Source organism: Flavobacterium soyae (assembly GCF_021245985.1).
In the GTDB taxonomy this organism is placed as follows: Bacteria; Bacteroidota; Bacteroidia; order Flavobacteriales; family Flavobacteriaceae; genus Flavobacterium; species Flavobacterium soyae.
Window position 1 is genome coordinate 400,298 of record NZ_JAJQXA010000002.1, and the last position, 24,906, is coordinate 425,203.

General features: G+C 35.8%; 10 protein-coding genes. 1 reads left to right on the forward strand and 9 read right to left on the reverse strand.

Translation table 11 applies throughout. The annotated features are described in order from the left end of the window. Positions 1-7: 7 nt before the first annotated feature. On the reverse strand, positions 8-2,950 hold the full coding sequence (locus LUU93_RS04065; RefSeq protein ID WP_232678576.1) for a SusC/RagA family TonB-linked outer membrane protein: 2,943 nt from the start codon (positions 2,948-2,950) through the stop codon (positions 8-10). 990 nt (positions 2,951-3,940) lie between these two features. On the opposite strand from LUU93_RS04065, the gene LUU93_RS04070 reads away from it, so the two are divergent. Then, complete coding sequence (locus tag LUU93_RS04070) at positions 3,941-8,011, forward strand: hybrid sensor histidine kinase/response regulator transcription factor (protein WP_232678578.1); 4,071 nt, start codon at positions 3,941-3,943, stop codon at positions 8,009-8,011. Positions 8,012-8,406: 395 nt separating this feature from the next. Here LUU93_RS04070 and LUU93_RS04075 read toward each other — a convergent pair whose 3' ends face one another. The 8 genes from LUU93_RS04075 to LUU93_RS04110 all read right to left on the reverse strand — a co-directional run bounded on the left by LUU93_RS04075 (position 8,407) and on the right by LUU93_RS04110 (position 24,883). After that, a complete protein-coding gene (locus LUU93_RS04075) occupies positions 8,407-9,471 on the reverse strand; it encodes a cellulase family glycosylhydrolase (RefSeq protein WP_232678580.1) in 1,065 nt (354 codons plus the stop codon). Positions 9,472-10,039: 568 nt separating this feature from the next. Continuing rightward, positions 10,040-12,268, reverse strand: coding sequence for a DUF6055 domain-containing protein (locus tag LUU93_RS04080; protein WP_232678582.1), 2,229 nt, complete (start codon positions 12,266-12,268; stop codon positions 10,040-10,042). Positions 12,269-12,497: 229 nt separating this feature from the next. Continuing rightward, entirely contained in the window at positions 12,498-14,708 is a 2,211-nt protein-coding gene (locus LUU93_RS04085) for an alpha-galactosidase (RefSeq protein ID WP_232678584.1), read from the reverse strand. A gap of 28 nt (positions 14,709-14,736) precedes the next feature. Further along, entirely contained in the window at positions 14,737-15,948 is a 1,212-nt protein-coding gene (locus LUU93_RS04090) for a M24 family metallopeptidase (protein WP_232678586.1), read from the reverse strand. Positions 15,949-15,980: 32 nt separating this feature from the next. Further along, positions 15,981-18,122: a family 43 glycosylhydrolase gene (locus tag LUU93_RS04095; RefSeq protein ID WP_232678589.1), complete on the reverse strand. Its 2,142-nt coding sequence runs from the start codon at positions 18,120-18,122 to the stop codon at positions 15,981-15,983. A gap of 196 nt (positions 18,123-18,318) precedes the next feature. Then, entirely contained in the window at positions 18,319-20,421 is a 2,103-nt protein-coding gene (locus LUU93_RS04100; RefSeq protein WP_232678590.1) for a beta-galactosidase, read from the reverse strand. Positions 20,422-20,428: 7 nt separating this feature from the next. Then, positions 20,429-23,116 (reverse strand): DUF5695 domain-containing protein, encoded by a 2,688-nt coding sequence (locus tag LUU93_RS04105; protein ID WP_232678592.1) that lies wholly within the window; start codon positions 23,114-23,116, stop codon positions 20,429-20,431. 75 nt (positions 23,117-23,191) lie between these two features. Next, positions 23,192-24,883, reverse strand: coding sequence for a DUF885 family protein (locus LUU93_RS04110; RefSeq protein WP_232678594.1), 1,692 nt, complete (start codon positions 24,881-24,883; stop codon positions 23,192-23,194). Positions 24,884-24,906 lie beyond the last annotated feature (23 nt).

Here is a 24,906-nt window from a genome sequence, read left to right on the forward strand (position 1 = left end):
TTCGTTATTAAAATTTAAGATTAAGACCAAACAGGATTGATCTTTGTCTTGGATAAATCGTTTTATCTACACCGTTATTTGTAATTTCAGGATCTAAACCATTGTATTTTGTAAGTACAAAAACGTTCTGAACCCCGGTCGACACTCTTAATGAAGCTTTACTGTTTAACCAGTTCGATAAAGTATATCCTAACGTAACATTGTCTAATTTTAAAAATGAAGCATTTTCTATATAAAGATCTGATAATACAACATTTGAAGTAGTTTGAAAGTTAGTTTCTGTTACCTGCGAAGGGATATTACTTAAAACACCTCCGTTTTCCATAGCGTCATATTGTGCTCTGCTGGCATCTACGGCATTAAAAATCCGATTACCAATACTTGCTCTTAAATTGAATGAAAAGTCAAACTTTTTATAATTCATGTTTGATGCAAATCCTAATGTAAAATCCGGATCTGGATTATTATAAATGTATTTATCTGAATCATTTTTGATATTATCGCCATTTAAATCTGCAAATGCCCCTTCAATTGGTTTTCCTTCGCTGTTGTATAATTGTTTGTATACATAGAAAGAATAAGGAGTGTAACCCTCTCTAAAAATTTGTCCCGGAGTTCCCGTTCCTGCTATATTGTCTCCTAAAAAGATATCAGTTCCGTTAACCAGATTTTTTATTCTTCTTTCGAATTTGGCAATATTAAAGTTCATGTTCCAGTTAAAATTTTCTGTTTTAACTGCATTGGCATTAATCGTAAACTCAACACCTTTTGTGGTAAAACTTCCAACATTTTGATAGACACGGTTAGAGAAGTTACTACCATCAGATATTGCTGCGTTTACTAATAAATCTTTAGATTCTTTGTAATACACATCAAGTCCGGCAGATAAGCGATTGTTTAAAAAACCAAAATCAAGACCTGCATTGTATGAAGTGGTTTCTTCCCATTTCAAATTGTCTGTTCTTTTTGAAGGAAGTGCCACCGGAACCGGGCTGTCTCCAAAATAATATTCAGAATTTCCACCGCCGACCTGATATTTTTGAAGATATCCGTTTGGCTCAGGAATATCCTGCTGTCCCGTTATACCGTAACTTAACCTTAATTTTAAGTCAGATAATACAGTACTGTTTTTAAAGAAATCTTCTCTGATTTTCCATGCAAATGCTGCCGATGGAAAATTCCCCCAGCGATTGGCTTCTTCAAATCTTGATGAACCGTCTCGTCTGTAAGACAGTGTTAATAAATATTTATCTCTGAAATTTAAATTTGTTCTGGCAAAGAATCCTAATAAAACAACATCTGTATCAAGAGTAGTTTCAGGAAATGTTGATGGCAGATCAGGGTTCAGAATGTTGCCTGTTTCAAATCTTGAGCTTTGAAATTTTTGATACGAATAACCACCTGTCATTTCAAAATTCAATGAGTTAAACGTTTTGTTATAAACTAAATAAGTATCTAATAATTTATTTCTTCTGGTTGCTTCTGTATATTCATTTGTACCATACGGAATGTTGTTGTTTGACGGAGCAGAACCGGCATCAGCACCAACTAATCTTCTTCTTTCTCCATTCGATTCATCAAAACCAACATTTACAACGGCTCTTAAAGCGGGTAAAAAATGAAATTTATAATCAATTTCAAAATTTCCAAAAATCCTGTCATTTGTTCCTCTATCATTTGTATTCAGCAATTGCGAAACAGGATTTCTTGCTGCAGTTGATACTAACGGATAATTTCCGTTGGCATCTACACCAGTAGTATATTCAAAATAACCTCCGTAAGGCGCACCTTCAACTTTTATTGGCTGTGTTGGGTCAAAACCAATAGCAGCTCCTTCAACAGCATCAGTAAATCTGTTTATTTCGTTTGTATAATTGGCCGAAAGCCTAAGTTTTAAATGGTTGTCAAAGAAAGCAGGGTTCATTACTAAACCAACCGTATTTCTTTTAAAATTATTGGTTAAACGCAATCCTTGCTGATCTGTATTTCCCAGCGTTAAACTTGTTGGAATAATATTGAATAGATTTCCTCTTACGGCTAAACTTTGATCTACCGTTCCGGTGTTTCTGTAAATTGCTTTTTGCCAGTCAGTATTTGCAGTTCCCAGCTTATTTAGGTCATCGCTTCTTCTGTCTGCAATCACACTTCTAAATTCATCTGCACTAAAAACATCAACAGTTTTAGTCAGCGTGCCCGCAGCATATTGTACATTATAATCTACAGATAATGTTTTGCTTCCTTTTTTAGTAGTAATAATTATTACACCATTTGAAGCGCGGGAACCATAAATTGCTGAAGCCGAAGCATCTTTTAAAACAGTTATCGATTCGACAGTAGCCGGATTTAATGATGCCAAAAAGGACGAAGAACCTGTATTTGTAGCATTATCAAGAGGCAGTCCGTCAATTACAATAAGAGGATCATTACTTGCAAAAAGCGAACTTCCACCTCGAATTCTAATTTGAGAACTAGAACCCGGAGCGCCTGTTGAATTTACTGTTAAACCGGCTACTCTTCCGTTAAGCAGGTTTTCTGTCGTAATATTATTTCCTTTGTTAAAGTCTTTTGTAGTAAGTGCCGTAACAGATCCTGTAGCGTCTTTCTTTTTAACGCTTCCGTAACCTACCTGAACAACTACTTCTTTTAATTGATTAGTATCTTCTTCAAGATATACAGTTATGTTTTTCTGCCCGCCTGCCGGAATCGTCTGAGTGGCATAACCGGTATAGGAAAACGTAATTTGGCTGTCTGCTTTTACTCCGGATAATTTAAATTTTCCATCAAAGTCAGTAGAGGTACTAATGTTCGTTCCCGATACTTTTATGTTTACTCCTGGTATGGGCTGCTTGGCTCCTTTTTCGAGGACAACACCGCTAATTGTGTTCTGAGCAAAAACACTAAAAGGAAGTAAGAGTAATAAAAGTAAAAATTTGGTTTTAATTCTTTTCATACTTTTTTAATTGGTTTGGTTTAAGTTAGTTTTTGTTAATTAGTGCTGGTTACAAAATGATTGCAGATATATATAACTTTTAAAGAAACAGGGGTATTTTCTATAATAATTGTTTCTATAGAAATCGTTTCTTAAAATTATAACCTGCATTAAAAATAAGCTTACTCTATTTTTTTAGAATGAGTAGAGTTTTCCGCCAGTAAATTTTAATTGGAATGCTGGTCATGTCTAAATTGTTTTTGGTTAAGATAATTTGTTAGTTATTTCATCGACTTACTTTGAACAAAAGCAAAACATTTTTATTCAAACGTTATAGCTTATCAACTCACTTGCAAATTAAGGATACAGCAAGTTTTTAAGACAGGGAAAAATTCATTTATAAAAGGGGACATTTTCGTAAAAACCCATATACAATGCTTCATAAAAACATATTATGCAATTTTTCATTCAAAAAAAAATAACAAAACCAATAATTAACCATTAAAATAATATTTTTAATAATTAACTAAGAGTATAATTTTTAACCGGTATATTCTCAAAAAAAGACGTTTCACTTTCATTAACACATCTCGATACTTCGGACAATGTCATTAAATTAAGCTTTTAGAAAATAAAAATTATTCCAAATAAAATCCGTTTTTATCCGCGTTTTTACGAAGTAAATCTGTTTTATCCGCGTCAAAATTATACGCTGATTTTACAGATTAGCTAAAGCGAAAACGCTGATAAAAACGGATTTTTCTATTTACCTTTTTCAACATCACAAAATCTATGTTTCTATGAGTGCCAATTAATTTTTTATGCATTACCTCAACAGGCGTAATTAATCTAAAAAACAAATGTTATTTTTACACACCATATAAAAATACATTAATTTCGCAAAGCATACAGATTTTACCTATATTCATATAAAAAATGATCCGGCTTTCAGATCACATTCCTTGTATTTTTCGTATATCAAAGAGCAGCAAGTTTTTTAAAAAAAATTCTATGAATAAGCTAAAGTCTTTTCTTGTTATTAGTTTTCTTTCTATAAATGCATTTGGACAGAATTACCCAATAAGACATCTTGATATATCATCAGGGCTTTCTAATAATTCTGCTGCGTCAATATATCAGGATCAAAATGGATATATGTGGTTTGGAACTTTTGACGGACTGAACAGATATGACGGAAATGATTTTAAAATTTACCGTCATATCCATACTGATCCTAATTCTATTCAGGGAAATGCCATTAGCTGTATTGAAGGTGACTATAAAAACAATTTGTGGATAGGAACAACAGCCGGCCCTGTTGTTTTTAATGCAGAACGTTCCTCTTTTACCCCATTGAAGTATTTTGGAATTGATAAAAAAGCTAAACCTTTAAAAATTACTGCTTATGAGATAATTGCTGTACATTCTCAAAATATAATTCTTGTTGCTACAAAAGAGGCGATAGTAGTTTATAAAGAGGGGGAGCAAATTGGAACGGCAATACCATTTAATGGAAAATTAAATTATATAGCACGATCAATAGCTTATAATGCTAAGAAAAAAGTATTTTATGTTTTTGTAACCGGCTCAGGTCTTTGCCAGTATGATATTAAATCAAAAAAACTAACACTTCTCAACAATACTATTACGGCCGCAAATTGTATAAAGCTGACAAATGAAGGATTGTGGATTGGCTCTGATGAAGGTGCTTACTTATATAATGAGAGCCTGAATACGTATTCTAAAAATTACTTTCTGGAAAAAACTGTAGTACGCGATTTTTTTCAGCAGGGTAACAGGCTTTGGATTGCTACTGACGGTGCGGGTCTTTACACTATTACAAAAAAACAGCCTGCCCCTGTTTTATATCGTGCAAGCGGCCCTGTTTCATTACTTAACAGTAAATCTCTTTATGATATATTTGAAAGTAAAAACGGAGAAATGTGGTTTGGAACTTTGCGCGGCGGTGTAAGCATGATGGGCAAAAAACCGCTTTATTTTAATCATTTTAAAAGCAAAACACCACAGACTAATAAACAAGATGAAGATCCTGCTGCAAACTTCATGCTTTCTTTCTGTGAAGATGAAAAGAAAAACATCTGGATAGGCACAGACGGCGCCGGAATGCGATACTGGAACAGAAAGCAAAATACCTACGATGTCTATTCTGTAACATCAGCTGCCGGCAGAAAAATTCAGAGCAATTTTGTTACAAGTATAGTCAGAGATTCTGATAATGCAATCTGGGTAGCGATGTGGAAAGGCGGAGTATGCCGAATCGATCCAAAATCAAAGGCGATTCAGAATTTTTCTATTTATAATCAATACACTAAAAAAGCAGAACAGGAATCATGGCTGCTCTTTTTAGATTCAAAAAAAACGTTGTGGCTTGCCGTAACTAACTCAGGCGCATTATACCAATTTGATAGAAAACAAAATAAATTTATCTGCTACAGTACAGCTTTACGCGATGTTACCTGTCTCTATGAAACCAAAGACGGAAAGATCTGGGGCGGAACATTCAATTCTTTTTTTGAAATCGACCCAAAAACAAAAAAAGTAAAAAACTATCATTCTGATTATACAATCAGATGTATAACTGAAGATCAAAACAACAATATCTGGATTGGTACAGTAGAAGGCGGTCTGCTTTTATTTGACAGAAAAGCAAGAACTTATAAAAAGTACACTACTCAAAACGGCCTTTCAAGCAATACTATACTCCGCCTTTTAGAAGACAAAGAAGGGAATTTATGGATGAGTACATATCACGGTATCTCAAGATTTAATCCTAAGAATAATACTTTTAGAAATTTTGGGGTTACTGATGGACTGCAGAGCAATCAATTTAGCTGGAATGCAGGTACTAAACTTTCTACAGGGGAATTTATTTTTGGGGGTATAAACGGATTCAATGTTTTTCATCCTGACAGTATAAAAGACAAAAAAAATACAGGCCGATTTTTACTAAATGATTTGCTGGTAAACAATCAGTCTTTAAAAATGAACAGTCCTTATATAACAGAAAAAAAACTCGAAATGATAAGCGGTGCTGAACTCCCTTATGAAAAATCGGCATTAAGTTTTGATTTTGTTTATCTTGATTACGTCAATTCTGAAAAAATCAATACCGCTTACTTTCTTGAAGGCTGGGATAAAAACTGGAATTATACCTCAAAAAATAACAGGGCAAATTATTCCAGACTGACTGAAGGTACTTATGTTTTTAAAGTAAAGACAACCGATGTTTTTGGAAACTGGACCAATGAAGTAACACTGGCAACGGTAAAAATCCTTCCGCCCTGGTATCGAACATGGTGGGCATATACACTTTACTTAATCGGTGCAATTGGAGCGATTTACGCATATGTAGATTACCATAAAAACAAGGAAAGACTCCGCTATGAAATAAAACTTGCCCGAATGGAGCATAAAAAAGACAAGGAACATGCCGAAAAACAGTTTTCTATGTTCACTTATATGGCCCATGAATTACGCACTCCTTTATCCTTAATTATAAATCCGCTTAAAAGTGCAATTGAAAGAAAAAACCGTTCTGAAGATGATCTCGACCTAAATCTTGCCTATAAAAATGCTAAACGATTATTGAGTCTTACAGATCAATTATTACTGTTTAGAAAAGCCGAAACAGATCTTGATGAACTCAAAATTTCGAAGATTAATTTAAACATGCTTTGCCGTGAAATCTACGAAAGCTTTACACAAATGGCAGCTGTTAAAAGTTTAAACTATCAATTTATTGAAGAAAAAACACCAACCGAAATATATGGCGATTATGAAAAAATAGAGATTACGCTGTTCAATTTAATCTCCAATGCTTTCAAATTTACCCCAAATAATGGATCAATAACTATTGAGATAACGGAAAATACTGCGGATGTTTCGATTATTATATCAGATACCGGAAGCGGCATCAATGAAAATGATATCGATACTATTTTTGAAAAATTCAAGCAAATTGAGTCTAAAGCCAGCAATGGGTTTGGAATAGGTCTTTATATTGCCAAATATTTTGTGAATAAACATCATGGTGAAATACAGTGTAAAAGTAAAGTTGGAAAAGGTACTTCGTTTATTATTACACTTCTTAAAGGAAACAGCCATTTTGCAGAAATGAACATAAGCGAGAATCATCCGCACATGTCTCCGCTTGTGGGAGAACTTCTTGAAGGAATGCCGGCCGCACATCAAAATACATATGAAAAAAGAATACAGCCATCATATCCTGAAAATCTGCAGGAGGAATTAATCAGTACAAAAAAAGTATTGCTAATTGTTGAAGACAATCCTGAAATGAATCATTACCTCGTGCAGCTTTTCTCTAAAAATTATATTGTTTATTCTGCGGCTGATGGTCTTGAAGGGTTAAAACTTATAGAAAAACATATGCCGGATATTGTACTGAGCGATATCTCTATGGAAGGCATGAACGGTTTGGATTTATGCAAAAAAATCAAGCAAAATGATGATTTGAGCCATATTCCGGTAATACTTCTCACTGCTACAACCAGTAACGACATCCATTTACAAAGTATTACCGAAGGTGCAGATGATTATGTTACCAAACCTTTTGACAGTAATATACTTTTGGCAAGAGTAGATTCTGTTCTTCGAAACAGAGGGCAGCTGCGCAAGTATTTCCTGGACAGTATAACACTTCGGGAAAATGTAAATAAAGTTCCCGCTGAATACAAAGAATTTCTTGATAAATGTATCGAAATTGTCGAAGCCAATCTTGAAAACAGCGAATTTAACCTAAAGAGTTTCTCTGCTGCAATGGGTATGAGCCATTCAAATCTTTACAAAAAGATTAAAGCAATTTCGGGACAAACCGTAAATGTTTTTATCAGATCTATCAGAATCCGAAGAGCTGCAGTAATTATGCTTACTGAAAATATTAATATCGCGCAGGCCGGCCCTCTGGTTGGTATAGAAGATCAGCGCTATTTCCGCCAGCAGTTTGTAAAATTGTTTGGTATGAAACCTTCAGAGTATATCAAAAAATACAGAAATTCTTTTAATAAGGAATTAAATATCATTCAGAAAAGGGATATTACATAATTAGGCTTTTTTGAGGATTAAAACATTTATTAATTCATTGTTGGCAGCAATTGTAGTTATTAATGAAAAGCATTGCGGGATTATAAATGAGGAATATTACAAAAGATCAAATAACAACTTGTAAAGACTGCGAGTTTAGACATATTTGTACCGATTGCCGCGCTTATATTGAAGAGCCTCATAATATATTTTCAAAGCCTTTAAAATGTGGATATGATCCATACACTAACAAATGGTCAGATTGGAGTACAAATCCCTTAAAACAAAAAGTAATTGAATTTTATGGATTTTAAAAACCTCACTTAAGTTCTCCATACTCCAAATTATCAAACATAAAAAAGAAGGTCACTGCTGACCTTCTTCCTTACTAAACTCAAAATAGCTTTAGGGTTAAATTAATTCTCGCCCCAGCCGTATCTTACACGAAATACACCAGTACTGCTTACTGTATTTATAGTAATGTTGGTTCCGCTGCCTCCTCTGTTAAACAGACTATAAGAATCATTATCTCTCAATCCCGGCCAGTAAACACTTGCAATTTGATCATTTCTGCAGACATCGCTGGTGGCCACAATATAAGCAATTTCATTATCAGACTGGTTTCCGTTCTGGTAGTCTTTGCCTGAGTTCATTGCGGCACCAAATTCAGTAATCACCGTACGGGCGCCATAACTTCCTATGCGGCTGCGCCAGTCTGCTCTCCATTGAGTAACTGATCTGGTTACCCAGAAAGCATAATTATGCAGTCCAAGTAAACAGCCATTAAAACGGCTGTCTGCCCCAACTCCGGTAACATTCTCAGAATACCCTATTCCGTCCAGGATTATTCTGCCTTTTGGAACACCGGAATAATTAGAAAGAAATTGAGCATAAATACTCGTGAGCTGCGATAATGTATAGCCATGAGGCTCATTGAATGGTTCAAAATAAACGTTCCCGTTGCTTTGATATTTATTTACTACAGTAGTCCACATATTCCAAAAAGCTGTAGTATTATCAATTTTGCCGTCTTTTGAGGAAGATGACTCCCAGCATGCAATGATTACTTTCCATCCTTTACTGGTCGCTTTATCGATTACTCCCTGATAACTGCCCCACCAGCTCTCTGCAACAGAAGGCGGGTTAATAGGTATGCGTATTGTGTTAACTCCGCTTATTTTACTGGAAAAACCATTCAGTACGGCTTCTGTTTTCGATGCAACTGTACTGTAGCTGTCCCCTGCGGTCAATCCTGAGATAATAACCCAGCCATCTACAAAATTATCTCGCCCGTCTGCCCAGTTTAACCCGGCAATTGATGCAGCACCTACCTTAGCGGTAGAAGCATTAGTGTTTGATACTGTGTTTTCAACTGCAGGTTCATTGGCCGCTGCATCTCCAGAATTTACATCCAGAGCTTCTTCTTTGGAACAGGCACATAAAATGATGCCTAATAACATAACTGCATATCTTTTTTTCATTGAAATAAAATAGTTTAAATTGTTTAATTAATAGTTTGGTTCTTCTCCTTGCTTGTTATACAGTACTGTAAAAATCTATTTTTAATACTATTTATATACCAGCAAGGCTCTGCACTTAAAATAATCAGTCTCTGTTTTCTTCTTATTTGAAATTCAGTTTCAAAAATTAAAAAGTAAGTCTATTATAACGTGCATTCATTGCAATTAATCGTACGGTCTCATAGGTTTTATGGGTTTAGTTAGTAAAAAACATCTTATAGACAGCAGCTGCATTTCATATTATGATGTTATTACAAAGTAATGTCTTACAGAAGTTTCTCAACAGGGGTAATTTGGAAAAAAAAAGAGGTCATATTGGTAATTTGATATTTTTTTAGCTTTAAAAAAATACAATACATAAAATATTAGCAATTAAATTATCTATAAAATAATTATACAATTAATAAATTACAGGTCTTGTACTTATAAAAATCAAAAAAGAATCTCTGTGAAACATTATTTAAACGATAAAAGCCCTGTCAAATAGTATTGACAGGGCTGATTAAATTTTAAATAAAATGGAGTATTTCTATTTCTTAATAAATGTTTTATTTACGATGGTACTTTCCGTTTCAATACGTAATAAGTAAACACCATTGGTCAAAGAACTGCAATTGTAAGGAATATTAATTCTGCCGGCATCATAAGTCTTGTTAGTTATAGTATTTAACTTTCTTCCATTAATATCAAACAATGTTATGTTAACTTTTTGCTGTTCAGTCTGCATAAAGGAAATTGTGATATTTCCTGATGCTGGATTTGGATAAATACTCAAATCAACTTCTGAATCAAGAACTGACTTATTAACACTAAGTGTTGTAGTACAGTTAGGCGTTGTACTAAAAGCCATTGTTCCTGCCGAGAAATTTGTAAATGCAGTATTTATGTCAACATTAGAAGCATCATTAGCACCTTTACCATCACATTCTGTTCTGCCATTTCTCCAATAAGGAAACTGAAGATAGACACCCGCAGTAGAACAGCTTCCTATTTCTGCATCACCCCCCACGACAACTGAACTTCCAAAATTTCCGGCAAACAGCATCGCATTTCCTTTAATATTAGCTGAGTTTGCGACTGAACCGCCTTCCATCCATGCATTTCCTTCAACAATAGCATTACTGGATAAAGTGGCATTGTAAACACAGGCATTATCCCTAACAATAGCATTTCCGCTCACATTTCCACCATCAACCATTGCATAACCATCTATACGGGCATTGCCTGAAACAGTACCGCCCCTTACAATAGCATAAGGCCCAACAAAAACCGAAGCAGCAACACTGGCATTATTTGATACCCATCCGCCTCCGTTGGAATGCAAATGTCCATTTGTTTTAAGAAATTTTCTAAAATCGGCTGCCGGCTGAAACCCTTCAGGATTAGCATTTGCTATTTTTAATTCATAAGGATATCTTCTCTGTTTTGGATAACCAACATCCATATTGTAGTTTACATGTACTTTTGGCGCTGAAAAAACCACAAGAAAAATTCCGGCTTCATTGGATGTATTAAGGGTAAAAGATGCTTCTCCATCAGAGTTATACATTGGGCTGTAGCGAGATACAGTACCGTCTGTTTTGGTAGTAACAAAACCATAACGCCATCCGGCCTGAGTTGGATTTACTTCGGTATGTCCTTTAAACTTAATTGTAACTTTCTTTTGAGTACCGCTGCAAGTTGGGTACAAAGGAATTATATTCATTCCATAATCCTGCGGCGCCCAGTCGTTGTTGGTATAATATTGATCTGTTGTACCTGCGGCCTTCGTCAATAATGTGTACTGTCTGCTCGTGTAACGGGGCATATTGTTTTTAATAAACGTATATGTGTCTCTAATTGTTTTGCCAAAATTACTTGTTGTGTTTATTTGAGAATTCCATTGAATAGGATAATCAAAAGCCGGCTGTCTTTGCGCATATCCCCAAAGATAATCGTTAAGCTGTTCCTGAGTAAATCCTTTCAGCCTTTTAATGGTTTCAAGAGGATGCTCCTCATTTTTAGATTCTGCCCACATTCTTCTGGTAAAATCAAATCCGTCTTTTTCCTGCACATAATACATCAAATGAAAATTGGTATAATGATGACGGGTAGATGACCACATAAAATGCCTGGTTTGTATCCATCTCGTTAAGGTTCCGTCTATATCAGCCCATTTCGGATATGCCTGTGCCCTCATAAAATTGGCATGGCCTTCAAAAAAAGGACCTGCCCAATCGTAACCTGCAAATGCTGTTCCGTTACCGGGATTCTCCTGAATCCGCATCATCATTTGAAGCGTGTGGGCAAATTCGTGAGATAATGCCCCGCCGTCTCTGGTGGCTTCGGGATGCACAAACATTGCACCAATAGTATTACTAAAAGAACTTGCATGGGCAAATGCCTCTAAACGCGGATCTGTTGAATTCCAGGTATTCATGACCATAATAATGATCTTGTATTTTCCAAAATTCGTTGTCGGTGAATTATTAATAAAATGCAGATCGGTTATGTATCGTTTAAAGCTGTGTTCAAGCGTATCTGCAACTGCTTTAGGCGCAAACCTCAAAACAGGGTCTGAATATGCAGCTGGATTAGTCCCAACTTTATCTCCCCAGTAAAGTACAAAATTTGTAGACTCATATTTTCTGGAGTTTGAAATTTTATTATAAAATTCATTATTTGGGTCACTCCATTCTGTGGGTGTGAAAAGTGTTTTCTGGGCAATTATACAATGACTGAACAGAAAAACGGCAACTAGTAGGAAAAGTTTTTTCATAGTATATTTTAGTTATTAGTTAAGGGCATTGAATTCTTTGTAAATGTAAAAATGAAATTATAGTATTTATAATACAATATTAACTATATTTAATACTATTTTACCTAATTTTAAGTTTATATTTATTTATTACCCAACGACTTAACAAGTATCTTCAAAAATCTTAAAAAGATATTATATAAAAAAGAACAAGCCCTAAAAAAGATTAATGAACAATGAAAACTCCAAACTAATCATTCAATTCTACAGCTTTGATTTCTATAACCACACTGCTTTCTTGTCTTGACGAAGAAACCTTTAATCCTGCTTTCATAAGGAAATCACCAGAAAAAACAGTACCTGATTCTTCAAAAGTATTTTTAGCTTTTGGCATTAAGTTAATTTCTTTTACACTGTACATTTTTGAAGCATCAAGTCCTTCCAGCCTTACTAAACTGTAATTAGGATCTGTAAGCGGATGCAGCGTATAAGAAAAAAGTACCGATTGTGTTTTATTTTCATTTACATACATCAAAACGGCCCTGCTGTCTTCATAAGGAGAAATCAATCGGTATAAATCTCCCTGCCAGATTACGGGACTTAACCGTTTATAATTGGCTGCGGCCTCTTTACAATATAAAAGTTCATCATTTTTTAAACCGCCAACATGAATATCAAATCCTAATTTTCCCATCATGGCCACATCGGTTTTAAATTTAATGGACTGATTTCCCATTGAGGTTACATGATTACAAACCGCCAGTGCTGGATAAAAACCAGAATAACCCCATTGTATAAAAATGCGGTCAAAAGGATCTGTATTATCGCTTGCCCAAAATTCCGTAAAGTAGTTCAGCATCCCATAATCCACTCTGCCTCCGCCTCCGGCACAAAGCATCATGGGCAGGTTTGGATATTTACTCTTTATCTTGTCCAGAACTTTATATAATCCTCTTGTATATTCTATAAACAAATGGGATTGTTTATTTTTTAAATAAGAGGAATAAGCGTTCGTCATCATGCGGTTACAGTCCCATTTAAAAAAAGCCACACCAGACTGTGTCTGCATTATATCATCAACCACCTTAAATACAAAATCCTGAACTTTCGGATTACATAAATCCAAAACCAATTGTGAACGATACAGGCTCTTTTCGCGATTTGGAAGGGTTAAAACCCAATCCGGGTGTTTTTCATACAATTCACTTTTCTCATTAATCATTTCGGGTTCAATCCAGATACCGAATTTTACATTGGTTTCCCTGGCCTTTTCCATCAAAAAACCAATACCGTCCGGTAATTTCGTTTTCGTGGCCTGCCAGTCTCCCAAACCAGATACAGAACCGCTTCTTGGATATTTATTACCAAACCAGCCATCGTCGAGCAAAAACATATCGACACCTAATGTTTTGGCATCATCAAACATATTACTCAGCTTAGTCTGATCAAAATCAAAAAAAGTAGTTTCCCAGTTATTTAATAAAGTCAGCCGTGGTTTTTCACCATCTTTAAGCCCGTATTTTCGTGCCCAGGTATGTAAGTTCCTGCTTGCCTGCCCTTTTCCATGATTCGAAAATGTATAAATAAAAGAGGGTGTTTTGAATACTTTTCCGGGTTCCAGACTGTACTCTGATGCAAATTCATTGATTCCCGAAATAATTCTCAGTTCATTGTTGTTGTCTACATCAAATGTGAATTTAAAATTGCCTGACCACGCTATTGTGCCAGCAATGACTTCACCTGTGTTTTCATTTGATTTTGAATTTAACGAAAGAAAAAAACTCGGTGCGGCAAACATGTTGGTACGAACCCCTAATTTTGAATCTATAACCCTGCTTCCCGGGTTAAGCTGGCTTTCTTCCATTCTCATTTCCTCAACTACATCACTGTAATATTGTGTTAGCCAATATCTGTCGGCATCTAAATGTAAGGCCGATGAAGCATAATTATAAAGTATTACAGGCTTTTTTTCCTGATGCTGAATTTCTGTCCACAGCTCAATTACATTTTCTTTATAGAATGTTTTATAGTAAAGATTTACATAAAAAGGATATTGAGGATCTTTGAGTTTAATGATTGTTTCTGTTGAATTAGCATCAATTTTTCTCACGATATGATTTTGATATTCTAATTCCAGAGAAGGGTTCCCATCATTATGCGTAGTTCGAATTGCAGACGTAAATAAATTATCCGTACCAAAAGCCGGATAAGCATTATGACGTAAATCAATCAATGGATTTCCGTCGTTGACTATAAACTTTTTGGTGTTTTCTTTGGACACTAATTCATATTCAAAACTGTTATTCAGCTTTGTACCCAAATAAGTCTGATATAACTTTTGATTTTTACCTACTTTTAAAACTAAGGCCGAATTTTCGGTTTCAATCTGAATTACCGGTTTTTCCTGTGCCTGAACAAAAGAATACAAAAGGCTTAATAATAAAAGTAATAATTGCTTCATTTTACGTCTTTATTATTGGTGTTAAAAATTAATACCCAAAAGGATTGTCAACACTAAACATAGGTTCAGTAAACCATTTTGCTCCATTTTCAGTCATATAAAAATGGTCTTCATGCCTGATTCCAAATTTTCCCGGAATGCAAATCATTGGTTCGTTACTCACCACCATTCCTTCCAGCAGTTTTATTTCGCTTCCGCGGACTAAATACGGGTATTCATGAATATCAAGTCCGGTTCCGTGTCCCACTCTGTGCGGTAATCCCGGTAAATTATAATCAGGGCTTAATCCGGCTTCTGCCAATGTTTTTCGGGCTGCATCATCTACTGATCCGCAGGAAGCACCAATCTTTGCAGCTTCAAAAGCAGCAAGCTGAGTCTTCTTTTCTAAATTCCAAATAGTTCTGTATTCATCAGAAGCTTCTCCATAAACATACGATCTGGTAATATCAGAAAGATATCCTTCTAACCTGCAGCCTGTATCTACAATAACTGCTTCATTTTCTTTTAAAGGCTGCGGGACCGAAACACCGTGAGGATACTGTGTATCATCTCCAAATAAAACAATACAGAAGTAAGAACCGGAAGAAATTCCTGCTTTGATATGGGCTTTATTTATAAAATCTGTGACTTCACCCACTGTAATTCCGGGTCTTAATATTCTCGCAGCAGCTCTTTGAACCTCCATCGTAATATCTTTTGCTTTCTGTATAATCGCGATTTCATTTTTAGATTTCTGCATTCTACAAGCCGACGTAATATTTTGTGCCGTTATAAAATCATAACTGCTATTTGCTTTTGAAACTCCATCAACCAAAAAATAAGGGGCTGATTCATCAATTGCAATTAAACCCGTTAAAATATTTTTTGTATTCAATAAGTTTCCAAACAAAACATACGGAGATTCATGTTCTTCCCAACAGTTAATAGAAGAGTTAACTTTTTTGTATTTTTTAAAAGTGCCTTCTTCAAATTTTGGTACGATATATTCTAAAGAGCCGTCATCAAAAAGCAAAGCTCCCACCATTCTTTCAGAAGCACTCCAAAGCGTTCCTGTAAAATAATACAAATTGGTTCCTGCATTTAGATATAGTACTTTAACAGAATGGTCTTTCATTAGCTGTACGGCTTTTTTGATACGCCCTAAATATTCTTCCAGCAGAATAGGCTGAACATCATAGGTTCTGTTTTCTATTTTTTCTAATTCAGCTGCGGCATTTGAGCCTCCTGCACCTATTGTCATTTTTTTTAAATTAAATTAAATCTTATGGTTATTTATTTCTCTTTTGGTTTAGTTTCTTTCATCAGTTTTTGCAGATCTTCCTGAGTAAGTGCATAGTCATACATTTGTACTGATGCAATATATCCGGAAAAATATTCTCCCGCATCTGATGCTCCTATTATAATTTTTGCCTTATCTATGGCAGATGATAATAGCATATTTTGTGAATTATCTAAAATACCATCCACATATACTTTTTCTACAACACCATCGAAAGTTAAAACAATGTGATGCCATTTACCGGCTTCGGGTACTTTTTTATATCTCATATCAAAATGACCGTCTAAATGTACGCCAGCACCATAATTTCCGCTGTTATATGCCAATGCATTATAGGAATTTGCCAAACCCAATGCCTGCCTGTCACACCAGGAAACTAAAATTTCTCCTTCGTTTGCTATCTCGGGATTTTTAACCCAGACTGCGGCGGTATACGAGCCATTCCATGCCAGACTTTTAGGAACTGGTTTATTTAGCGTCAAAGCTCCTTTTTTAAAATTAAAAGCTTTAATTCCGTTTAATTCTTCTAAAGAAATATCCCCGCTTTTTTCAAAAATGCCGCCTATAGATCCTTTATTTAAAAAAGAAGCTGAACTAAGGTTACTAAAACTTTTGGCATTTAGATCAACAATCATTTTTTTACTGCTTTTTTCCGCCGGAACTTTAACTGATGGTTGATTTTTTAAATGAAGAGGAATATCAAATAAGGAACTGTACACTTTTATATTCCAGACTGTGGGATAAAGTCCCATTTTTTCTGTCGCTAAAACAGTTAGTTTTATATAACGGGCAGTTACATCATTATCATCAATCATTGGGCTTCCCGCCGTTTTATTTCTGGATTTATCAGCATACATATTCCAGTTCTTTTCGTTTAGAGAATATTCCAGTTTATACTGGTAATAATAACTCGCAAATTCAAACTGAGTCATTATTCTTTTTATTTTTTTCTCAGAACCTAAATCAACTATTAAATACTGAGGTGTGGTATTATCAGCCGCTTTCCACATTGTGGCATTATTATCATCTGTGGCAAAAGATGGTTTATATTCATAATTATACTGAGTTGATTTTAAATGATAAAAGGAAGAAGCGGTTGTTTTTGCCTTAAAAGCAATATTTTCAGGTACTTCAGATTGTATTAATTTTTCAATTCCTTGGTTTGCAGGGATAACTTTTTGGATTGTCGAATCATTTTCAAAAATCATTTTATCGATACAAACCTGCCTTGCAAGTCCGCCTCTTGTCATGGGATAATCATGTTTATGATAGACGATGTAGTAATCGTCTTTTTCCTGTAAAACAGAATGATGTCCGGGACCATGAACACTTTGATCTTCATTGGTACTCAAAATAGGATTGTTTTTCCCCGGAGTAAAAGGCCCGTAAGGCGAATTAGAATAGGAATAGCGAACATTGTAGGTTTCATCATGACAGGAAGCTCCTGAATACATTAAAATGTACTTGGATCCTTTTTTCATCATATAAGCTGCTTCAAATGGAGCCGGGGTTTGTTCTAATGGAATATTGACTGAATTTTTCATTTCACTCATTGTATTTTTGTCCAATTCTCCTACAGCATATCCACCATTATAATACACCCACGTTCCCCAATATCCATATATTTTGCCGTTTGCATCTTTAAAAAACTGTGCATCAAGTGATGGAAAACCTTCTCTGGGATATCCGTTTGAAATAACCGGAACATCGTTTTCACTCAATTTTGTCCATGGCCCAACCGGAGAATCTGATACATATCCGTAAATATTACAGCCTATTTCGCAATTCCCAAAATACAAATAATACTTACCGTTGTCTCCCTCTATTATATCGGGAGCCCAAAAATTAGTGATTGATTTTGCAGAAAAAGAAGGAATTTCCATGATATAATTATACCAGTTTTTCAGGTCTTTACTATACCAGACCGTAGGAGCTCCAGATGCCAGCATTTCGTTGTCTGTTGTGGCATAGATATAATAAATGTCTCCAAACTTTTTGATAGTGGGATCTGCAAACCAGCCCGGTAAAATGGGATTTCCAGCACCTGGACCGTTTACCTGAACATCATCCTGAGCCATGATGGTTCCCGTAAAAACAAGTATAATAAGACTATAAAATAGTTTCTTTTTCAGCATTGCATTGTATTATAAATTAAACTGAGTAAAATATTTTTATAAAAAATAAATGCCATCCTGAGCGAAGTCGAAGGCTTTTAAACGAAAAGGGCTTCGACTTCGCTCAGCCTGACAAAATTGGACTTCGCTCAGCCCGGAAAAATTCAACTTTGCTTGACCTGACAATGGTTTTTGAATTACCCAAAACAGATTTATATTAATATTTCCAAACCAATACATCAGCAGTTTTTATTGCTGTGTTTCCAATAATAATTTTGGCGCTTTTTGGTAAATTAATTTGATAGATTTTATCCGAATAATTAACTGCTATACCAAATCCGTCGCGATACTCCACCATAACTCCTTCAGGATAATTTTCTATAGGCATATTTTGTTTCTGGTATAACTTTCTTATGACTTGTTTTTCAAGTTCACCATTTTTAGAATCTACACCAACGTAGGTTACGGTTCCTTTACCTAAATTACGTGAAATAATGGCTGGCGTTCCCGAGTAAAAATCTCCGTCATAGGTTCCCCAGATTTCTGTTTCTTTATTTGGTTTTAGTAAATCGCCCCAGCTTGTCCATTTAAATTCCTGATTATCAAATTTTATTATACCCGGAGACTGCGGCATTAACAAATCATACGATTCTATTTGAGAACCTATTAAATTCCACATAGGTTCATAGAACTTAGCTTCCCAAAGATGACCCTGACGGTTTTGAATTCCGGATCGGCAGCTCATTATTAAATTTCCTCCATTTTTGGCATACAGATTTAGTTTATCGATCATTTTTTGATCAATCATCTGATAAGCCGGTACTATTAAAAAAGGATAATTCGAGAAATCAGCCGTATCGCGAACAAAGTCAACCGGTGCGCCAATAGATTTCGCAGCTTTGTAATATTTTAAGAAATGCCCAATTGTATTCCACTCTTTTGTCTGTTTGTTTAATTCAATCGCCATCACATTATCGGCATTGAACAAAATTCCGGTTTTACGTTTTAAATAGTAATCCGGCAATGCAGGTTTAGCATCATACTTCTTTCGCAGTGTATCAATTTCTTTTATAAACTGATTAAATTCTTTACCGCCAGCGGTTGGTGTAACACCATCTGTACCTACAATACCATAATGAAACTGCTCATATCCATACAAAGGCGCACGAAAACGATAGGTGCAGGTAAATTTACTGCCGCCGGCAAAAACATGCCATAACCACATACGGATGCTTCCGGGCAGTGGCTGCGGATTGATGCTTCCCCAGTTTACTTGTCCCGGCTGTAATTCCATACAGCCATACATACCTTTTAAGGGACGAAAAAAATCATTAGACATGCCAATACTGGCATAATCGCCTAAGCGATACCCATTTGGCCCTATTCCCAGACTTCCGCCGTAAACCAAATAACGGGTATAACAGTCAAAGTCTAATTCTTTACTCATTCCAACGAAACTTTCGTCGTAGTTAGATCTGTAATTAGAAGTGATCCATTGATTTTTATCTGCATACTTTCGTATTGTAACTGCCTGGCTGTCCAGAAAAGTTGCAGTTTCCTCATCTGCAAATCGATAATGGTCTAACTGCGAATGTAAATTCATTCCCCATTCTTTGTGCAACGGAATATTAATCTGATCGAAACTGCTGTAAGTTCCACTCCAGAAATTGTTTCCCCAAGCCTGATTCAGGGCATCAATAGTTGTATACTTTTCCTTTAGCCAGTTACGATAGCGCTGCTGCGCATCTGCTCCGTAATCCAGAAAACGCGTAGGTTCATTGTCAACCTGCCATCCAATAATGTTTTTATTACTGCCATATCTTTTTGCCAGTTCTTCAATCATTTTCAGCGAATAGCTTCGATAATAATTACTTGAAAATGAAGCGTGCTGTCTCGAACCATGATCTGTTTTGGTGCCGTCTTCATAAGTGGCGAGTACATCAGGGTGCTGGCGGACCAGCCATACCGGAGGTGTAGCGGTTGAGGTGCACATAATTATTTTTAAATTATATTTTGCAGCAATTCCTACCGCTTTATCCAGCCATTTAAAATCATAAACACCTTCCTGCGGTTCTAACTGCGCCCATGCAAATTCGCCAAAGTGAGTAAATTCAAAACCCATTTCGGCAATTTTTTTCAAATCGCGATCCCACTGACTCTGATCCCAATGTTCGGGGTAATAATATACGCCAACTGTAGTTAAATCTTTTTTTGGAAAAAAATTTTCAAAATTCTGCGCACCGGAATTTAAACCCGTAAGTAATCCGAATAAAGTAAATACTATTTTTTTGAAAAGGTGTTTTATTGATTTCCGCTTCATTTCATACTTATAATTTAATTTGTACAGGTTTATTTTTTAAAGGAATTTTATAAGCTCCCCTAACTTTTTCATAAGGCAATTTTACATCTTTATCTATTCTTAAATAAGCATTAGGCGTATAATTATCTTTACTGTTCAATGTTATTGTAACAGCACCTGTTTTAGTATTGTAAGTTACTTTTTTAAATGTTCCCGCATCTAGTGTCAATCCTGTTTTTATTGGTGAAATGAATACTTTAGATTTTGCAGCAGTTGTAATTTCTACCTCAATCTCATCTCCTTTTTCTTTTAAATTTCCTCCAAAAGCCAGCCAGCCATACTCTTTTTCATTGGTAATAAAAGCAGCGGTATTTACGGCATATCCAAAAAAACCGGAACCATAATCCCCAGATAAATAATCAATCTGCAGTGTTTCAGGATAAGAATGAAAAGCAGCCGGTCCAAAACCATCCTGTGTAATATTTGAAATTCCGCCTAATAATCCGCCGTACCCTACTTTTAGTAAATGAAAATCATCCGGCGTTTTTTTATACTGTTCCAAAACCGGAATGGCATTTAGTGCTGAACCATAATGATGGATCTGACGTTCTACTCTCGATAATTTCCCTCCGTAAAGAAAGTCCCAATACCTGCGGGCATTTCCATTATAAGCCCAATGCGGCATTGTAGGCATATAGGCCAAAATAGCATCAAGGGTTACTTTTGCTTTATCTGTATATCCAAAATAATCAGACCACATATATACTTCTTCCTGACCTGTAGAATCCCACGGCATTTCGCTGCCAAAAGGATAATTCAATGTTCTCCAGTGATCTGCCCTGGCTTTCATTTTGGCTTCCAGATTAGCTGCCATTTCGGTATATCCTTCAGTTTTTAAATCTTTTAAAATCAATAAAAATACTGTTCCTTCCATTTGTCCAAACTGCGCATAATACGGTGCTAAAGTTGTCATGGCAATACTGGTTTCATAAGCATTTTTTAAATACCAGTCCCAGGTATGATTCGTAACTAAACCATCATGATATCTGGCCAGACGATACATAGTCCAGTGCGCAGCGGCAACATGCGGATAGTTATAAGATCTTCCCGGATCATCTGCGCCTTTTTTGTCCCAGGCTGCCCAGGTTTTATAGTTTACCTCTTTGCTGTAAGTACCTTCCGGCATTAAAGCCGGCTCATAATAAAACACACTTTTTTTAACTCCGTATTTAAGTGTATCGGCAGTATTATACTGAATTCCGCCCCATAAAGTCTTATCAACAAACTGCTCTAATTTTGCTATTTCTTCTCTATTTGGATCAATCAATTGTTTCATGACAGCGCCAAGCCAGCCGCCTGCCCCGCCCTCATCACTTAAACCTGCAATCCAGACACGGCTGTCCTGACTAACCTGTTTTTTGGTTTCATAATCATACGAGATTACCGAAGGATTACGGTGAAAAGGATCATTTTTTTCATCAAACCATTGGGCTGTTGTCAAAAAATGTCCGAAATCTGCAATGGTGTTCGTTTCAGATTTTATTACTTTATAGTTAATTGTCTGTTCTAATCCGTCTTCATAGGTTACGGTTAATCTGGCTCTTCCCCATTTTTTTCCCTGCACTTCATATTGAAAATAACCATTTTTATCTTTTGATTTCTGTGTTATTGTCAAAGCTCCTTCTGGCTCAATTTTTAAGGATTTGACTGCTTTTTTATATTTTAGAAAAAGCTGTCCGTTTACATCCAGAGGCAAAACATAACCCGGAACTCCAACAGCAGCCGGACGTTCGTTCTGAATTAAACCAGCCTGAATATTCTCAATCTGATTAACCAATACAAGCTTTAGGGAGAAGTTTTTAACCTCTCCCACCTGAAGCAGTACTGAAGTTGGCGAATTCCATTGTTCTGCTTTTTTCCATTCCTGCTCAGCATAGGCTTTGGAAACAGGCATCCATTCGTGAAAACCTTCAAAAACAATGCTTCTTGGTGTTTCATCATCTAGTAATGGCCGATACGCTTCAAAAGGCATATTCATCTCAGGAAGTACTAACAAAGCCGGACCGTGGCCGCTCAATCGTTTTACTTCCAGATAGCCTGCATCTTTACCAATATAAGGATCAAAAAATACATTATGAAGATGGGTTTCATCGAGTGTTTTTCCTTCCAGAATGTTATTAAAAATCATAGGAACTCCTAAAGCCCCAATTTCTACCGCTGCATTAGATTTGTTTGTGATTTCAAAACGCACTACCAAATTCCCCTCTTTTTCTTCATAGAAACGTTTTATCGTAACCGGAATGTCAGCCGGAAGTGTATTAGAAAGATCTGCCGCCGCCAAAGTATTTCCTGAAACGCTTAAAGCGGTAACAGCTGCACGTTTAGCTGCTGTTGAATAACTTTTCCAGGATGCGTCGACAGCTTTAATTCGCAGGTTAATATCGCCTAACTGATACAAACCGTCTTTATCACGAATTGCCAGTCGGTCTCCCGGTGTAAAATCAAAAGTTTTATCTGAAACAGGAGACAAAGACGCCACCGTTTGGGATGACTTCAATAATTTGATTTCAAAAGATTTTGTGCTTAAAGTCGTAAAACCTTTATCAATTTCAAGCGTTGATTTTTTTGCTTTAATCTTGTCCCAATATTCCTGCGCCTGTAAATTGGAAACTACAGAACAGCAGATCATCAAAGCCAGTATTTTTATTCTTTTCATATCTTTTATTATTTTTAAGAGCAAAACAGGTCGTGTCCGGCTTCTTTGTTATACTTCTTTAAAAGAGACTTTCAATTATTTAAAATCAGTCGAAAATTTCCAGTTTGTTTTATAGTCCTCAGAAACAGATAAATCTTCTAAGAGGATTCGGAGCATTTCTACGGGCATTATATTTTCCTTTAAAACACGGTCATGAAACTGTTTTTCTGTCCATCCTTTTGCCAGCAGTTCATTTCTTAAGGCATAAAACTGTAATCCGCCTGTCATATACGCTGTCTGATATAACGGTGCGTCTCCGCTCGCAAAAGAACGTCTTACTTCTGCTTCTGCATTTGCTCTTTCGTGGCCCACTTCATTTACTAATAAATCAATACATTGCTGCGGCGTCATTTCTCCCAAATGATATTTCAATGAAAAAATAATTCGTGTACAGCGGTGGATTCTCCAAAATAACATTCCGAGTTTTTGCTCTGGTGTCTGCGGAAATTGTTTGTTCCAAAGTATGATTTCCCAATACAAAGCCCAGCCTTCCATCCAGAATGGTGTATCAAAAGGCTGGCGGTACGACTTGTAACGGCTGTTCATGAAAAACTGTAGGTTATGTCCCGGAAGCAGCTCATGCTGAACGGTTGCGAATGAAAAATTTGGGTTGTTCCCCCGCATACTCATCAACTTATCCTTCTGGTCCATATCTTCTGTTGGATACGAAATGCTAATTTCCCAGCCTCCGGTAAAAAACGGGTTTATCTTTTGACGTTCTGGTGTCATCATAATCATCTGCCAGGTTTCTTTTGTCAAATCCGGCAGGGTAATTAAATCCCGGTCTTCTATAAATTTTACTGACTGATTGTACAAATTCGTAATTGCCTGCGGCTGTTCACCAGCCTGAACGTAAGTATCTTTAACATGCTCGAGGGCTTTTTTCCAGTCATTTCCGTAGCCTAATTCCGTTGAGGCTTTAATCATTTCTTTTTTACACCATTCAAACTGATTTTGTGCAGCAGCGATCAATTCTTCTGGCGAATACGGAATATATTCGTAAGCCAGACTTTTTATTATGGCTTCTCTCCCTATTGGTTTTCCTATAATACCGCTTCCGTCGTCTTTTATACTTGTCTTAGAATAGTTTGTTCTTAAAAAGTCTTCGTAGTTTTTAAGTTTGACTGATAAGTTCTTATACGGTTTTTCCATCCACCAGGTAAAATCAGGATCATAGCTGTAATAAAACTCATAAGCTTCTTTTAATGATTTCTGAAATGCTGCTGCTGATTTTGCTGCTTTATCTGCGGCAAACCAATCTTTAAAAGGTTTGTTTTTCAGCAGTTCTGTTTTTTTATCTATGCTAACTCCGGCATCATCAAATGCTTTGGCAAGCTGCTTTGAAACCGGTCGTTTTCCTCTTCTTCTTTCCTGAATAAAAAGTGTGATATCATTTGTAAAATCTAATACAGGCTGTACTTCTTTATAGGCTTTAAACTCTATCTGCAGGAAATAGTTTTCTTTACTAATCAGGTTTTTAAGCAGCAGATAATCAACTTTGGCATCTTTAGACAGGCTTTTAAAATCAATCTCTCCCAGCTTTTTTGTCCAATCGTCATAAAATTTAGAAAAGCGTACATAATATTCTTCTGATTCGTTGTTAGAATAAAAATTCTGCAGTGCCGTTTTATCTGACTGATATGTATTGACTACATCTGTAAGCTCGCTGGAAAACAGAGGCGTTACCACAAATAAAAATAGAATAAAACTTAAAATTGATTTTTTCATGGTTTTGGTTTAATGATTCTGAT

Bases quoted from the DNA above. Each gene is read 5' to 3' on its own strand.
- LUU93_RS04090 (WP_232678586.1), bottom strand. From the start codon at position 15,948: ATGACAATAGGTGCAGGAGGCTCAAATGCCGCAGCTGAATTAGAAAAA.
- LUU93_RS04100 (WP_232678590.1), bottom strand. From the start codon at position 20,421: ATGAAGCGGAAATCAATAAAACACCTTTTCAAAAAAATAGTATTTACT.
- LUU93_RS04080 (WP_232678582.1), bottom strand. From the start codon at position 12,268: ATGAAAAAACTTTTCCTACTAGTTGCCGTTTTTCTGTTCAGTCATTGT.
- LUU93_RS04110 (WP_232678594.1), bottom strand. From the start codon at position 24,883: ATGAAAAAATCAATTTTAAGTTTTATTCTATTTTTATTTGTGGTAACG.
- LUU93_RS04105 (WP_232678592.1), bottom strand. From the start codon at position 23,116: ATGAAAAGAATAAAAATACTGGCTTTGATGATCTGCTGTTCTGTAGTT.
- LUU93_RS04065 (WP_232678576.1), bottom strand. From the start codon at position 2,950: ATGAAAAGAATTAAAACCAAATTTTTACTTTTATTACTCTTACTTCCT.
- LUU93_RS04085 (WP_232678584.1), bottom strand. From the start codon at position 14,708: ATGAAGCAATTATTACTTTTATTATTAAGCCTTTTGTATTCTTTTGTT.
- LUU93_RS04075 (WP_232678580.1), bottom strand. From the start codon at position 9,471: ATGAAAAAAAGATATGCAGTTATGTTATTAGGCATCATTTTATGTGCC.
- LUU93_RS04095 (WP_232678589.1), bottom strand. From the start codon at position 18,122: ATGCTGAAAAAGAAACTATTTTATAGTCTTATTATACTTGTTTTTACG.
- LUU93_RS04070 (WP_232678578.1), top strand. From the start codon at position 3,941: ATGAATAAGCTAAAGTCTTTTCTTGTTATTAGTTTTCTTTCTATAAAT.